At 63.5% G+C, this 13,655-nt stretch carries 14 protein-coding genes and 1 pseudogene; 13 read left to right on the top strand and 2 right to left on the bottom strand.

The window, feature by feature from the left end; all coding sequences use genetic code 11:
- Positions 1-59: 59 nt before the first annotated feature.
- From AC4D2O_RS13990 to AC4D2O_RS13970, 5 genes and pseudogenes are all read left to right on the top strand, one after another.
- Positions 60-929, top strand: coding sequence for an SDR family NAD(P)-dependent oxidoreductase (locus AC4D2O_RS13990; RefSeq protein WP_490907953.1), 870 nt, complete (start codon positions 60-62; stop codon positions 927-929).
- Entirely contained in the window at positions 896-1,618 is a 723-nt protein-coding gene (locus tag AC4D2O_RS13985; RefSeq protein ID WP_490907952.1) for an aldo/keto reductase, read from the top strand. Before AC4D2O_RS13990 ends, AC4D2O_RS13985 begins: the two co-directional genes overlap by 34 nt.
- Complete coding sequence (locus AC4D2O_RS13980) at positions 1,558-1,857, top strand: aldo/keto reductase (RefSeq protein ID WP_490908152.1); 300 nt, start codon at positions 1,558-1,560, stop codon at positions 1,855-1,857. The genes AC4D2O_RS13985 and AC4D2O_RS13980 overlap by 61 nt, the downstream gene beginning before the upstream one ends.
- A gap of 535 nt (positions 1,858-2,392) precedes the next feature.
- Complete coding sequence (locus AC4D2O_RS13975) at positions 2,393-3,493, top strand: PLP-dependent cysteine synthase family protein (protein WP_490907951.1); 1,101 nt, start codon at positions 2,393-2,395, stop codon at positions 3,491-3,493.
- 149 nt (positions 3,494-3,642) lie between these two features.
- Positions 3,643-4,910, top strand: a pseudogene (locus AC4D2O_RS13970) (IS256 family transposase).
- 102 nt (positions 4,911-5,012) lie between these two features.
- Here the strand turns inward: AC4D2O_RS13970 and AC4D2O_RS13965 are convergent.
- Positions 5,013-5,828 carry a class I SAM-dependent methyltransferase gene (locus tag AC4D2O_RS13965; protein ID WP_490907950.1) on the bottom strand — a complete coding sequence of 272 codons (816 nt, stop codon included), beginning with the start codon at positions 5,826-5,828 and terminating at the stop codon, positions 5,013-5,015.
- Between the two features lie 260 nt (positions 5,829-6,088).
- Here AC4D2O_RS13965 and AC4D2O_RS13960 point away from each other — a divergent pair, with 260 nt between their 5' ends.
- The 7 genes from AC4D2O_RS13960 to AC4D2O_RS13930 all read left to right on the top strand — a co-directional run bounded on the left by AC4D2O_RS13960 (position 6,089) and on the right by AC4D2O_RS13930 (position 12,384).
- Positions 6,089-6,925 (top strand): sugar phosphate isomerase/epimerase family protein, encoded by an 837-nt coding sequence (locus AC4D2O_RS13960; RefSeq protein WP_490908151.1) that lies wholly within the window; start codon positions 6,089-6,091, stop codon positions 6,923-6,925.
- A gap of 98 nt (positions 6,926-7,023) precedes the next feature.
- Positions 7,024-7,797 (top strand): SDR family NAD(P)-dependent oxidoreductase, encoded by a 774-nt coding sequence (locus AC4D2O_RS13955; protein ID WP_490907949.1) that lies wholly within the window; start codon positions 7,024-7,026, stop codon positions 7,795-7,797.
- 228 nt (positions 7,798-8,025) lie between these two features.
- On the top strand, positions 8,026-9,363 hold the full coding sequence (locus AC4D2O_RS13950) for an MFS transporter (RefSeq protein ID WP_490907948.1): 1,338 nt from the start codon (positions 8,026-8,028) through the stop codon (positions 9,361-9,363).
- A 61-nt stretch (positions 9,364-9,424) separates the two neighbouring features.
- Entirely contained in the window at positions 9,425-10,354 is a 930-nt protein-coding gene (locus tag AC4D2O_RS13945) for a transketolase (RefSeq protein ID WP_490907947.1), read from the top strand.
- Positions 10,351-11,388: a transketolase family protein gene (locus AC4D2O_RS13940; RefSeq protein WP_490907946.1), complete on the top strand. Its 1,038-nt coding sequence runs from the start codon at positions 10,351-10,353 to the stop codon at positions 11,386-11,388. Before AC4D2O_RS13945 ends, AC4D2O_RS13940 begins: the two co-directional genes overlap by 4 nt.
- A 116-nt stretch (positions 11,389-11,504) precedes the next feature.
- Positions 11,505-12,176, top strand: coding sequence for a GntR family transcriptional regulator (locus tag AC4D2O_RS13935; RefSeq protein WP_490907945.1), 672 nt, complete (start codon positions 11,505-11,507; stop codon positions 12,174-12,176).
- Entirely contained in the window at positions 12,109-12,384 is a 276-nt protein-coding gene (locus tag AC4D2O_RS13930) for a biotin/lipoyl-containing protein (RefSeq protein WP_490907944.1), read from the top strand. Before AC4D2O_RS13935 ends, AC4D2O_RS13930 begins: the two co-directional genes overlap by 68 nt.
- A gap of 183 nt (positions 12,385-12,567) precedes the next feature.
- Here the strand turns inward: AC4D2O_RS13930 and AC4D2O_RS13925 are convergent, their stop codons facing one another.
- The gene (locus AC4D2O_RS13925) at positions 12,568-13,167 is read right to left on the bottom strand and encodes a TetR/AcrR family transcriptional regulator (RefSeq protein WP_490907943.1); all 600 of its coding nucleotides are present in this window, start codon (positions 13,165-13,167) and stop codon (positions 12,568-12,570) included.
- A 78-nt stretch (positions 13,168-13,245) separates the two neighbouring features.
- On the opposite strand from AC4D2O_RS13925, the gene AC4D2O_RS13920 reads away from it, so the two are divergent.
- On the top strand, positions 13,246-13,635 hold the full coding sequence (locus AC4D2O_RS13920) for a hypothetical protein (RefSeq protein WP_490907942.1): 390 nt from the start codon (positions 13,246-13,248) through the stop codon (positions 13,633-13,635).
- Positions 13,636-13,655 lie beyond the last annotated feature (20 nt).

The following is a 13,655-nucleotide window of genomic DNA, read 5'->3' as shown; positions in this document are numbered from 1 at the left end:
AAAGGTAGTCGATCGCTCGCACAATAAAGACACGACTCAAAATTCTAAGGATATCCCAAATGACAAATCGTATCGCCCTCGTGGCCGGCGCAAATCAAGGAATGGGCAAACACGTTGCGGAGGAGCTCGTCTCGGACGGCGTCACCGTATTCGTCGGAGCCCGAGATCTCGAGCGCGGGAAGAAGGCTGCCAGCGACATCGGAGACGGTGCAGTCGCTGTCCAACTCGACGTGACGGATGCCGCGTCCATCAGCGCAGCGGCCGAGCAAATCTATTCGAAAGCCGGCTGTCTCGATCTTCTCATCAACAACGCCGCCGTCTCCAGCACCCGAACCGATATCCAAAGCTTCGAAGAACTGCGCGCGTCCTCCACGGCAAGCAAGGTCCCCTTGGAGGAGGTACGAGCCGTCTGGGAAGCCAACGTCTTCGGGCCGCTGGCGGTGTATCAAGAGATGCTGCCATTGCTTCGCAGATCCGCCAACGCCCGCATCATCAACGTCACAAGTGCAATGGGTTCACTCCACATCATGAGCGATTCGATGTCTCCGAATCATTCGGCGTACGAGCCGGTCTACTCGGCTTCGAAGACAGCGCTCAACGCCATAACGCTATCCATGATGGTCGAACTGGAATCGAGCGGAATCAAAGTCAACCTTGTCTCGCCCGGCTTCGCAAAGACCGCACTGGTCGCCTTCCAAGGAACAGAGACCGTTGAGGAAGCCGCGCGCGAGATCGTACGCGTAGCTCGCCTTGGGCCCGACGGGCCAACCAACACCTTCACTACGTGGAACGGAACAGCCTCCCCTGGTAATCCAATTTCTACGCGCCAACGATTGAGTACGCAAGCGACGTCCATTATCCCGACCCGCTGGCACTATCCACCACAGGAGACCTCATGCAAACACGCACACTGGGCACTCAGGGCCTAACCACGTCCGCCATCGGTTACGGCTCGATGGGAATCTCAATGGCCTATGGAGCGGCCGACGCTGAGGGTGGTTCCTCTGCGATTCAGCGCGCCTACGATCTGGGCGTCACCTTCTTCGATACCGCCGAGCTGTACGGCTGGGGAGAGAACGAGAAGGTCGTTGGCCACGCGGTGAAGAACTTCCGCGACGATGTCGTCATCGCGACGAAGTTCGGCTTCACCAGAGAGTTCGGGTTCGACAGCCGGCCGGAGCACATCCGCGAGGTCGTCGACAACAGCCTCCGCTACCTCGGGATGGACCACATCGACGTCCTCTACCAGCACAGGGTGGATCCCGACGTCCCCATCGAAGACGTCGCCGGGACCGTGAAGGACCTCATCGATGCCGGCAAGGTCAAGTACTTCGGGCCCAGCGAAGCCGGACCGGAAACGATGCGACGCGCGCACGCCGTCCAGCCCGTCTCGGTCCTTCAGACCGAGTACTCCCTCTTTGAGCGTGAAGTCGAAGTGCTGTTCCCGACCCTGAACGAGCTCGGCATCGGTTTCGTCCCCTATTCGCCCTTGGGTCGTGGGTTCCTCACTGGTGCCGCGAAGCCGGCTGCCGAGTACGAGGAGGCCGATATGCGCAGCTGGGACGCCCGCTGGCAGCCCGGCAACTTCGGGAAGAACTTGAGGCCACACGCCGGCTGACCGAGCTTGCCGCGTCCAAGGACGCGACCGTCGCACAGCTCGCCCTTGCCTGGCTGCTCGCACAGGGAGAGAACATCGTTCCGATCCCCGGTACCCGCAGCGCCAAGCGCGTCGAGGAGAACGTCGGCGCCGCTGACCTGATCCTCACCGAAGCCGATCTCACCCGCATCAAGGAGATCCTCCCCGAAGGAGGGTTCGGCTCGCGCTACCCCGAGGGCATGAACCCGAACTGGCAGTAACACCTACGACGGTGCAGGCGCGAGGCGCTGGCCGCCTCGCGCCTGCACCGTTTTCCAGGGGAAGACGCCCTCATTGCACTAGTAGCTCGACCAACGTGGATTAGGACAGAACGCATCGATATGAACGAGAAGGTCGATTATGAAGAATGGATCGGCGAGGAACGCGAACGACATCGAAGCAAGGAACACGATGACGGTGTAGAACAGCAGCGGTTTGATGCGCGGTGGCTGTCCTCGGGCCCCTGGCCGAGACCAGCCTGCGCAACGCGCTCATGTCGGCCGGTGGGGACGCCAGCGTCCTGGTCTCACCTTGGAAGCTCGAACGCCTGTATTCGAGAGCTGCCGAAAGTCGTTGAAGGAGCGTTCGCCAGGGCACCTCAACTACACACTGAACGGTAGTTACTCACTGACCCTCACAGCTCACTTGTGCTCCTGTACTTCGATAGCATCTATGCTGCTCGAATCGATCGGACATCGTCATCCCAAGCTGGCTCCGCTCTCGCGGCACCCTGAGGCTGGCTTGTAGGCTGGCGAAGTGCCTAGATTCACCACCGCCGACAGATCGTGGTCCGACGAAGCCGTTCGGCGCATTGAGGCGGAAGGCAACCGCTCGGCGGACACGCACCTCTTCGCCGTACCGCTTCCCGAACACTGGGGCGTGCAGGTGTATCTCAAGGACGAGTCCACCCACCGGACCGGCAGCCTCAAACACAGGCTGGCGCGGTCCCTCTTCCTTTTCGGCTTGGTCAACGGCTGGATCACGGAAGGGACCACGATCGTGGAGGCATCCAGTGGCTCGACGGCGGTGTCCGAGGCGTACTTCGCTCAGTTGCTGGGTCTGCCGTTTATTGCCGTGATGACGACGACTACGAGCCCGGAGAAGGTCGCGCTGATCGAGCAGTACGGCGGGAAGTGCCGGTTCGTCGAGCACGCCTCAGACGTCTACGCCTCTGCCGAGGCGGTGGCGCGGGAGACCGGAGGCCACTACATGGACCAGTTCACCTTCGCCGAGCGAGCTACCGACTGGCGCGGCAACAACAACATCGCGGAGTCCATTTTCGGACAGCTCGCTCTCGAGCCTTATCCGCTGCCGACCTGGATCGTCGTGGGTGCCGGGACTGGAGGGACGAGCGCGACGATCGGCCGGTACCTGCGCTATCACCGTCACCCGACGCGCCTCGCCGTCGTCGACCCCGAACACTCGGCGTTCTATCCGGCATGGGCTCATCCGGGCTCAGCCCCGACTGGTCGTTCCTCCCGCATAGAGGGCATCGGCCGGCCGCGCCGAGAACCGAGCTTCGTGCCGTCCGTCATCGACGCGATGATTCGGGTACCGGATGCCGCATCAGTCGCCGCCGCGCAACATCTTCGGACACTCACCGGGCTGCACCCGGGACCCTCGACCGGAACCAACCTCTGGGGCGTATGGCAGCTTGTCGCGGATCTCATCGCCGACGGCCGTTCGGGAAGCATCGTCTCGCTCATGTGCGACTCCGGCGACCGTTACGCGGCCACGTACAACGACCACGACTGGCTGATGCGCAAAGGCTTGGACCCGTCCCATGCGCTCACAACTCTTCACGACTTCTTTGAGACCGGCGTCTGGCCCGAAAGGACGCTGGAACGGGCTGACTGAGATTCAATCGCCCTAGCTGCTGAACACACCGATACAGAGCAATGTGTCTGGCAGGGGCTCGGGACTGTAAGAAAAACGGTGTGTGAGGGTCCGGGCTGATCTGAGAGGAGATGGCCGTGAACGACTTCACGACCGATGCAGCAGAGGCGATGATCGATCCTGTGACGGGAGAGATCATCGTTTCTGTTGGACCTTGCCGAGCGGCTGCTCGCCCAGGCCAGGGAGCAGGGCGTGAGCCTTGTCGGTCCGGTGGGCTGCTGAATCAGCTCACGAAGAACGTCCTCGAGGCCGCGTTGGAGGCGGAGCTGACCGAGCATCTCGGGCATGAGCACGGGCAGACGCCGATCGCGGAGAACATGCGCAACGGCACCCGAGTGAAGACGGTGCTGACCGAGATCGGCCCGGTCGAGATCGAGGTGCCCCGGGACCGGGACGGGTCCTTCGACCCGGTCATCGTGCCCAAGCGGAAACGCCGCCTGGACGGGATCGATCAGACCGTGCTCTCGCTGTCCGCCCGCGGGCTGACGACCGGTGAGATCGCGGCACTCTGCGAGGAGGTCTACGGGGCGAAGGTCTCGAAGGTCTCGAAGGTCTCCAAAGACACCATCAGTCGGATCACGGAGAAGGTCGCCGGTGAGCTTGCCGAGTGGTCCTCCCGTCCCCTGGACCCGCTCTACCCGGTGATCTTCGTCGATGCGATCGTCGTGAAGGTCCGGGACGGGCAGGTGCGCAACACCCCGTTCCATGTCGTCATGGGCGTCACCACGAACGGGGAACGCGACATCCTGGGCATCTGGGCCGGCGACGGAGGTGACGGTGCCAGGTTCTGGCTGCAGGTCTTTAGTGAGCTGAAGAACCGCGGCGTCCAGGACGTGCTCATCGCCGTCTGCGACGGACTCAAGGGCCTACCGGAGGCGATCACCACGACCTGGGAGCGCACGGTCGTTCAGCAGTGCATCGTGCACCTGATCCGCAACAGCTTCCGTTACGCCGGCCGCCAGCACCGCGACGGCATCGTGCGGGCACTCCAACCCGTCTGCACGGCTCCGAGTGAGGCCGCGGCGAAGGACAGGTTTCAGCGGTTCACCGCCGAATGAGGTGAGCGGTATCCGGCGATCATCAAGCTCTGGGAGAGCTCGTGGGCGGAGTTCGTGCCGTTCCTCGAATACGACGTGGAGATCCGCCCGGTGATCTGCACGACGAACGCGATCGAGTCGATCAACGCCCGCTACCGCCGGGCCGTCAGAGCCAGAGGCCAACTCCCAACGAAGCCGCCGCCCTGAAGTGCCCTTACCTCGTCACCCGGTCCCTTGATCCGACCGGCGGCGGCAGAGCACGCTGGGTGATCAGGTGGAAACCAGCGCTCAACGCGTTCGCAATCACCTTCGCCGGACGGTTCGAGAAAACCACTCACTGATGAAACGCCGGACCCCACACACCGTTTATCGGACAGTCCCGGATCATCCACCTGTGGGCGGGGGGAGCTCAAGGTCGTCCACCTGTGGGTGAGCCGCTGCCTCTACTGTCGTGGGGTAGCTACCCAGATGGTTCGTGTGGCTTGAGGTTGTAGGGCGAGGTCTCCAGTTAGTTGTTCGAGCAGATGGGTCACGTCATCACGGTCTTGGGAGCTCAACGTCTTTAGGTGCGCGAAGCGGCTGAACCACTGGTGTGCGTACTGGCGCGCCTCGTGTGTGACGGGAGTTGTGGTCGTCAGCGTGCTCTTCGTGACGGTGAACCCGGAGGCTTCGATGGTGGGTGTCCAGTTGGGATGGTGATTCCAGCCTTCTGCTGTCGCCGCTGCGTGGCAGCGTTCCTCGAGCTGGGCCTGAGGTCCGTGGCTGAGGAAGCTGGGGAGGGTCGCGAGTTCGACGACGAGCAGCACGCCCTCTGGGGCCAGGAACGGACTGCTTCCGGCTAGTAGTCGAGCGGGGTCGCTGATGTGGTGGAGGGACGATGATGCCCAGATCAGGTCGACGGAGTGCGCTTCAATGTCGGTCAGGGAGGGGAACCCGTTGTTGAGGTCGGCTTCGACCACGGCGAAGCCTTGCGCCCGCAGCTGGTTCACCATGTGCGGGTCGTTGTCGACACACAGCACCGACGCTTCCGGGTATCGGTTGCGCAGGAGCCGGCTACCGGCACCGGTGCCGGCGCCGAGGTCAACGATGGCATGAGCCTCAGATCGGTCCGCATAGTCCAGAACGGCCGCGAGTTGGTCGCTGAAGACGAGGGCATCGAGGTCGAGACCCGAATGGTGGTCATGGTCGCCACCGTAGGGAACGGTTCGGTAGGACTGGTGCTCATGATCCGGTGTTGGCAGCGCGTCGTGAGGAGTCATCCCTCGACCCTAAGCACTCACGCGACTACACCATAGATGCTCGTTCATGAAGCAGGGCATCAATGCCCCGAATCAGACAATGGTTCCAGGCCCTGTAGCTTCCCACTCGGTGGTGGACTGCCGGACTGCACTGATGGCGTCAAGGATTGCGTGCTCTCGGGCCGTGCGTCGGATAACGCGCCTACCGGTTTTATGTTGACTGTTAACACACATCTAAGTAGTGTGCTTCAAGTCACGTCCGTCAGTGTGAGGTCACGATGATGTTCCACCCCCGGCTTGTGTGCTCGTCCATCAGCTTTCGACACCTCAGCCTTCCGGCTGCTCTGAACACCATGAGGACGCTGGGTTTCTCCACGCTGGATCTTGGCGCCCTTCCGGGCGTGTGCGACCATGTCCCCTTCGTCCTAGATAACTTGGCTGTGAAGGACGCCAGTTCTGCCATCCGGTCCTCCGGGATGAGTGTCCGGTCGATCAATGCCGACATCGGGGACCTCAACGCGATCCTGGACCCCGCAGGCTCCGCACGCCGCGAGGAGCATCTCGACATGCTCCTGAAGCTGGCAGAAAACGTCGACGCGCCCGCCCTAGTCCTTCCCTGCGGAGCCCAATCTCGAGACCCGGCCGCCACCCTCAATAAAGACATGGAGCATGTGGCAACCGCGCTCGAGGACGCCTCACAACGTGCTGCAGCTGTCGGAGTAAATATCTGGGTGGAGGCACCGCACTTCTATCGCCTGTGCTGGGACCTGGATCGAACTGTCGACCTTCTGGCGCACCTACCCGAGACCGTGGGTCTTGTCATGGACTTCAGCCACCTCGAAGCCTCAGGTGCCGATGCCGTCGAATACGTCGACATCTTCCGGCATAGGATCCGCCACGTACACCTCCGCGATGCCGTCGCCGGTGACATCAACCGCAGCATCGGCAACGGCACCGTCGACTTCGCGGCAGGCCTGGAAGCCCTGGCAGTGTCCGGATACGACGGTCATTTCTCCCTGGAACTCGAAACCCGGGACGTCACCGATGACGAACGTCCGCAAGCCACGATGGCGGCCGCAACCTACATCTCGCAACTCCTCGGGTCTCCCGCGGCCTGACGCCTGCCCACTCACCCACTTCACTGAACCACTACCTAAACCCAGTTCACTACAAGCACCCAAACCAGTAACAGCACCATGACCAGTACAGGAGCATCATGACCAGCACCCAGCGAACCGCCGTCATCACCGGAGCAACCTCCCCCCGCGGAATCGGGGTCACCACCGCCCGCCGCTACGCCCAGGACGGGTGGGCCATCGTCGTCCTTGACCTCAACGGCGAAACGTCCGCGAAGGTCGCCACGGAGATCAGTAACGAATTCGGAGTCCCCGGCTTCGGCTACGAGGTCGACGTCACCAGCGAAGCCTCCGTCACCGCGGCCCAAGCCGCTGTAGCAGCTGAAGTCTCAGCCGGTAACCTGCCGCCCGTCGGGGCACTCGCCAACATCGCGGGTATCACCTCACCTGTCCCGTTCCTCGAGACCACCCTCGAGCTGTGGAACAAGGTCATGGCCGTCAACGCCACCGGCACGTACCTGGTGACGAAGGCCTTCCTGCCGGCCATGCTCGAGAACGGCTGGGGCCGCATCGTGAATATGTCCTCCGTCTCCGCTCAGCGCGGCGGCGGCGTCTTCGGCAAAGTCCCCTATTCCGCAGCCAAGGCCGCGATCCTGGGCTTCACCAAGGCACTGGCCCGGGAACTGGCCGACAGCGGCGTCACCGTAAACGCCGTCACCCCGGGTGCCGTCGACACCAACATCCGGGTCGGCAGCACACCAGAACAGGAAGCCGCCCTCGCCCGGGACATCCCCCTGGGCCGCACTGCGACAACTGACGAAATCGCTGGAGTCATCGCCTTCCTGTCCTCCGACGACTCCTCCTACCTCACCGGCACCACGATCGACATCAACGGCGGAAGCCACATTCACTAGACCCGGCCTTCTCCCCCGTCCCCTGGCATGAGCGAGGGGTGGCAGGCACGCAACTCCCATAAAACCCACTCCGTCCAGCCACCCCCTGCCGTCCCAGCCGCCTAAAAGACCCCAAAGCACCTTCTGCAAGGGCACTTTCTGTCGACTGTTGACAATACATGTGCCTTAGGTCACACTAATAGGACGCAGTGTTAACAGTCGACAATTCCTCTCAGTAAAGGATGCACGATGAGCAACGAAGCTCTCCAGATGCGAGGCCACGTCCATGGGACGAAGGATGCCCGCAAGGTCGCTGTCGGGTCAGGGGTCGGGGCGGTAATCGAGACCTACGACTTCATCGGCTTCGGGACCGCCGCGGCTCTCTACTTCGGGCCAGCCTTCTTCCCCGGGGCGGATCCTGTCACCGCAACCCTGGCCTCGTTCGCTACCCTGGGCGTCGGTTTCGCGGCCCGCCCCCTCGGCGGCATCATCGGCGGCCACCTCGGGGACAAGGTAGGCCGCAAGCCCGTCCTCGTGGCGTCGCTGATCATCATGGGGCTGGCGACCTTCGCCATCGGGCTCCTGCCGACCTACGCGACCGTGGGCATCCTCGCGCCGATTTTGCTGGTGATCGTCCGCATCATCCAGGGACTGGCGTTCGGCGCCGAGTGGGGAGGCGCAATCCTGATGAGCTACGAGCACGCCCCGTGGAAGTCCAAGGGCAAGTACACCGGCATCGTGCAGGCCGGCTTCCCCGTCGGACTTCTCCTGGCGAACCTCGTCTTCCTCGCCAGCGCCAACCTGATCGGCGACTGGGCCTGGCGCATACCGTTCCTGGCCAGCATCGTGCTCGTCGCCGTCGGCCTGATCATCCGGTCGAAGGTCCCCGAGTCCCCGGTCTTCGAGGACGTGAAGGAACACGGCGACATCGTCAAGAACCCCATCGTGCAGGTCATCCGGCAGGACTGGCGCAGCATCGTCCGCGGCATCTGCCTCCGCGTCGCTGAAACAGCCGGCTACGCCGTCGCGGTCACCTACATGATCTCCTACCTCAACACGACCGAGCTGGCGACCCGCACCGAGACGCTGACGTCCCTCTGCGTCGCGTCGTTCATCGGTATCTTCGCGACGATGGGGTGGGCACGACTCACCGACCGTGTCGGCCGACGCCCCGTCTACATCTGGTCCTGCGCCTTCGCGGTCCTGTTCGGCATCCCCATGTTCCTGCTCGCCAACACGGGCCTGTTCATCTGCGTGCTGATCACCATCGTCATCTCCTACGCCGTCTGCCAGAATTCACTCGCCGGTGCGCAGGGCGCCTGGTTCCCCGAGCTGTTCCAGGCCAAGACCCGGGCCTCCGGCGCCTCCCTGGCCTACCAGATCTCGGCCATGGTCTCTGGGTTCACCCCCTTTATCACCACCCTGCTGTACATCCAGCTCGGCTGGCTCGGCCCGGCCCTGCTGTTCTCCACCTACGCCCTCATCGGCCTCATCGCCGCACTCATGACCCGCGAGACCTGGGGCGCGAAGGAACGACAGCTCGCCGAGGAAGCCGGCAAGAACGTCCCCCTGCCCCAGCACGTCTGACAACCACCTCTGCCTAATACTTCTGACCGATACCTCTTCCCGGGAACCAGAAAGAGCACTCATGACTCTGACATCCACCCCCGCCACCAGCACCACAGCCACCACAGAGACCACTGTGCGTGGTGCCGATCAGCCCGATTTCAACGCCCGGGTCGCCGCCGTCGAGGCAGCCGCCTACCGGGCCCGCCACTACGCCCTGAACATGGGCGAAGTACAGGGCCAGGGGTACGTCGGCCAGGCACTCGGCTCCGCGGACATGTTCGCCGCCGTCTACGCCGACCAGCTCCGCTTCCGCCCGGAAGACCCGCACTGGACCGACCGCGACCGGTTCCTGCTCTCCACCGGCCACTACGCCATCGGGCACTACGCTGCCCTGGCCGAAGCCGGCATCATCCCCCTCGATGAACTCGAGACCTACGGGTCCGATGACTCCCGTCTCCCCATGTCCGGCATGGCCTCCTACACCCCCGGCATGGAGATATCCGGCGGGTCCCTCGGCCACGGACTCGGAGTCGCCGTCGGCCTCGCACTGGGACTGCGGTTGCAAGGCACCGAGTCGAGGATCTTCAACTTCCTCTCCGACGGCGAACTCGACGAGGGATCGACCTGGGAAGCGGCCATGGGAGCCCACCACCACCAGCTCGGCCATCTCACCGCACTGGTCGACATGAACGCGCTGCAGGCCGACGGAGCCACCAAGACCGTGCTCAGCATCGAACCTGCCGCGGACAAATGGGCGGCCTTCGGCTGGCACACCCAACGCGTGAACGGCAACGACGCCACCGCCCTCCTGGAAGCGCTCGACATCATCGCCCGCGAGGCCGCCCCCACTGGACGGCCCTCCGTCATCCTCTGCGACACGAAGGTCGGCAAAGGCGTGCCTCTTCTCGAGGAGCGCGAGAAAGCCCACTTCATGCGCATCGAAGAACACGAATGGCAGATCTGCCGTGAGCAGCTCACTGCCGGACACGAAGGAAAGGCCGCGCAATGAGCACCACCACCAGCACGAGTACCACCACCGAGGCACCCGACACCACGGCCGCCGTGAAGCCCAAACTCAAGACCTCCGCCATGATCGCTTCCTTCGCCGATCCCGGGCAGAAGACCGCCCCGGCACCGTTCGGGCACGCACTGGTCAAAGCAGCGGAACAGGACCCTCGCATAGTGGGTCTGACGGCCGACCTTGGCAAATACACCGACATGCACATCTTCGCCAAGGCATTCCCGAACCGGTTCTTCCAGATGGGTATGGCCGAACAGCTCCTCTTCGGGGCAGCCGCCGGAATGGCCGAAACAGGACTCGTCCCGTTTGCCTCCACCTACGCGGTCTTCGCCGCCCGGCGCGCCTACGACTTCCTCTGCCTGGACATCGCCGAACCGAACCTGAACGTCAACATCGTCGGCGGGCTTCCCGGCCTGACGACGGGCTACGGACCGAGCCACCAGGCGACAGAGGATATCGCCATCTTCCGCGGCATGCCCAACCTCACCATCGTGGACCCCTGCGACTCACTCGACATCGAGCAGGCCGTGCCACAACTGGCCGCGTCAGAAGGACCGACCTACCTCCGTCTGCTCAGAGGCAATGTCCCAACCGTCCTCGACGGATACGACTACTCGTTCGAGCTCGGCAAGGCCAAGGAACTACGCCCCGGCCGCGACGTCCTGTTCATCTCCAGCGGACTCATGACCATGAGGGCACTCCAGGCCGCCGAGGAGCTAGCCGCCCACCACGTCGATGCCGCTGTGCTCCATTCCCCCACGATCAAGCCCTTCGACAACGAGACAGTGCTCCGGGAACTCGGCAAGGACCGCCTCGTCGTCACCCTCGAGAACCACACCGAGGTCGGCGGCCTCTTCGAGACCGTCGCAAGCGTCGCAGTTCGACACGGTGCCGGCACCAGGATCGTGCCGGTCGCCCTGCCCGACCTGTTCCTCGACGCCGGCGCACTACCCACCCTGCATGAGAGGTACGGGCTCTCCCGCAACCGCATCGTGCAGAAGGTCCTCGGCGAACTGTCCTAGGACTGCAGGGTTCCGGCTACGGGGCCAAGCATGCGCCTCCCCAAAGGATCGGTCGGTCCGTAAGATCGATGTCGACGAGTGAATGTCGACAATCACCACCGGCGAAGGATTTCTCAATGACGGCAGCACCAGCATCGCTTCTCGGAGGGCTGGAGAAGAACAACCTCCGTCAGTTGGCGCTGAGCGCCCTCCGGCGCGCCATCACCACCGGTGAGCTCGCTCCGGGCACGCACCTGGTGGAGACGGAACTGTCAGAAAAGCTCCAAATCAGCCGGGGCACCCTGCGTGAAGCCATGCGACAACTGCAACAGGAGGGCCTCATCTCGGCCGGCGCCCGGGGGCGGCTTGCCGTACGGCACCTGGACGCCGCCGATGTCCACGACATCTTCCAAGTGCGAGCCGCCCTGGAGGGATTAGCCGCCCGGATGCTGTCCGAGCAGGACGACCGGGACGCCGTCGTACAGGACCTGGAGGATGGGATCCGGCGTATGGAGGAGTCGGCTGAAGGCGACCTGGACGAGCGCATCGAAGCGGACCTGAACTTCCACCAGACGCTATGCTCGCTCACCGGCAACCGGACGCTGCTCCACTCCTGGAAGTCCCTCGAGGGCTCCATCCGGATGAGCGTGATGTATGCCGGAGTCAGTCAGGCACTGAGCAACATGAGCGCACACCGTCACTCGAGCATCGTGGCGGCCATCAAGACCGGGGATTCCCTCGGTGCGACCCGCGCGGTCGAAGACCACATGCGCGAAACAGCACAAATCCTCACCGGCAACGGCGCCTAACTCGGCTGAGAAGGCGGACCCCGGCACCCCCGGGCACATCGCCGCGCGCTTCACTGAATCCGTCACCGTCGCCCGCGCGGAAGGGGATACCGTGGTTGCCGGCGACACCGTCGCCACGATAGAGGCCATGAAGACGGAGGCCAACATCACGACGCCGGTCGCCGGTAGCGCTCAGCGCTTCGCCTTCACGGGCGGAGCACATGCCTAGGGCGGTGACATCCTCCTCGTCACACCGTCCTGATAGCGGCTCACTGAGAACCAAGGGAAAGGGAACCCGACCATGACCGACCAAGTTCGCCACCTGACGGAAGATGGGTTATCGGCGCTTCAGGTGGAGCCTTGAAAGGGTCGCACAACGACCCTTCAGGAATTTTGATCACGCCAGATCGTGTCACGTCTGTGTCCGCGAGATTTGATGGGGAGCCAGCACCAGTTGCACCATGTCGTGCGTGAACGTCTGGTCCATGGTGGACCTGGCGAGTACCCGGAGGACCAGAGCGCCGATCAGGGCTTCGGCCACCTGATCCATCGGCACCTCCGGATGCAACTCGCCGGCCTCGATGCCTTGCTGAAGTCGGGCTTCAATGGTGTGACCACCGCCGAAGCGCGCATTGAAGTGCTCGGCAACACCCGGATCACCGGCCGCCGCGGAGATGAGCGACAGCAATAGCCGCGTGTTGGTCTCGGTCTGGAAGTAGTCGGCGACGCCGGCATACCAGGAACTGATGTCGTCGATGACGTGCCCGCCTGCAGCCGGGTCGAAGCGGTCGTTGGGTAGCAGATACCCCTCGGCGAGACACTCGGCGATCAGGGCACTCTTGGACGGCCACCAACGGTAAATGGTCTGTTTGCCCACTTTCGCGGCCGACGCTATGCCTTCCATCGTCAAACGCTCGTACCCTCTCGAGGCGAAGAGCTGTCCAGCAGCGGTGAGGATGGCTGTCCGGGCTGCTTCGCTGCGCTGGGCCCCAGCACGGTGGTTGATCGACATCACACCAGCCTAATTCGGACTTTGACGAGACGGTGCGTATCGTCTAAGTGTCGGTGTCGCTCGAAGCAAGGAATTCTCATGGCCCTGTTCCTCCACCGTCTCGGCTCATGGGCTGCGGCTCATGCCTGGCGCACCCTCGGGGCCTGGCTCGCCATCCTTGCGCTGGCTGTCACGTCCTTCCTGACGTTCGGCGGCGCGCTGGCCTCCAGTTTCGACATCCCCGGGACCGAGGCCGCGAAGGTCACCGACGAGCTTGCCGAGAAGTTGCAGGACCTCAGCGGTGGCTCCGGGGCGGTCGTTCTACAGACCGCTGATGGTGAGCCGTTCACGCAGGCCCAGAAGGACGCCGTCGCGGACCTGGTCGCTGATGCAGGGAACCTTGCCGATGTGTCCGCTGTCATCGATCCGTTCGACACCGAGGCGCAGCTCGCCGAGCAGGAGAAGACGCTGACGGACGGCCGCATCTAGATCGAATCGGCCCGCGCCGA

This window comes from Arthrobacter sp. TJ-238 (genome assembly GCF_058269215.1).
Note: the sequence above shows the minus strand (reverse complement) of the source record. Positions and strands in the feature narration are given on the sequence as shown.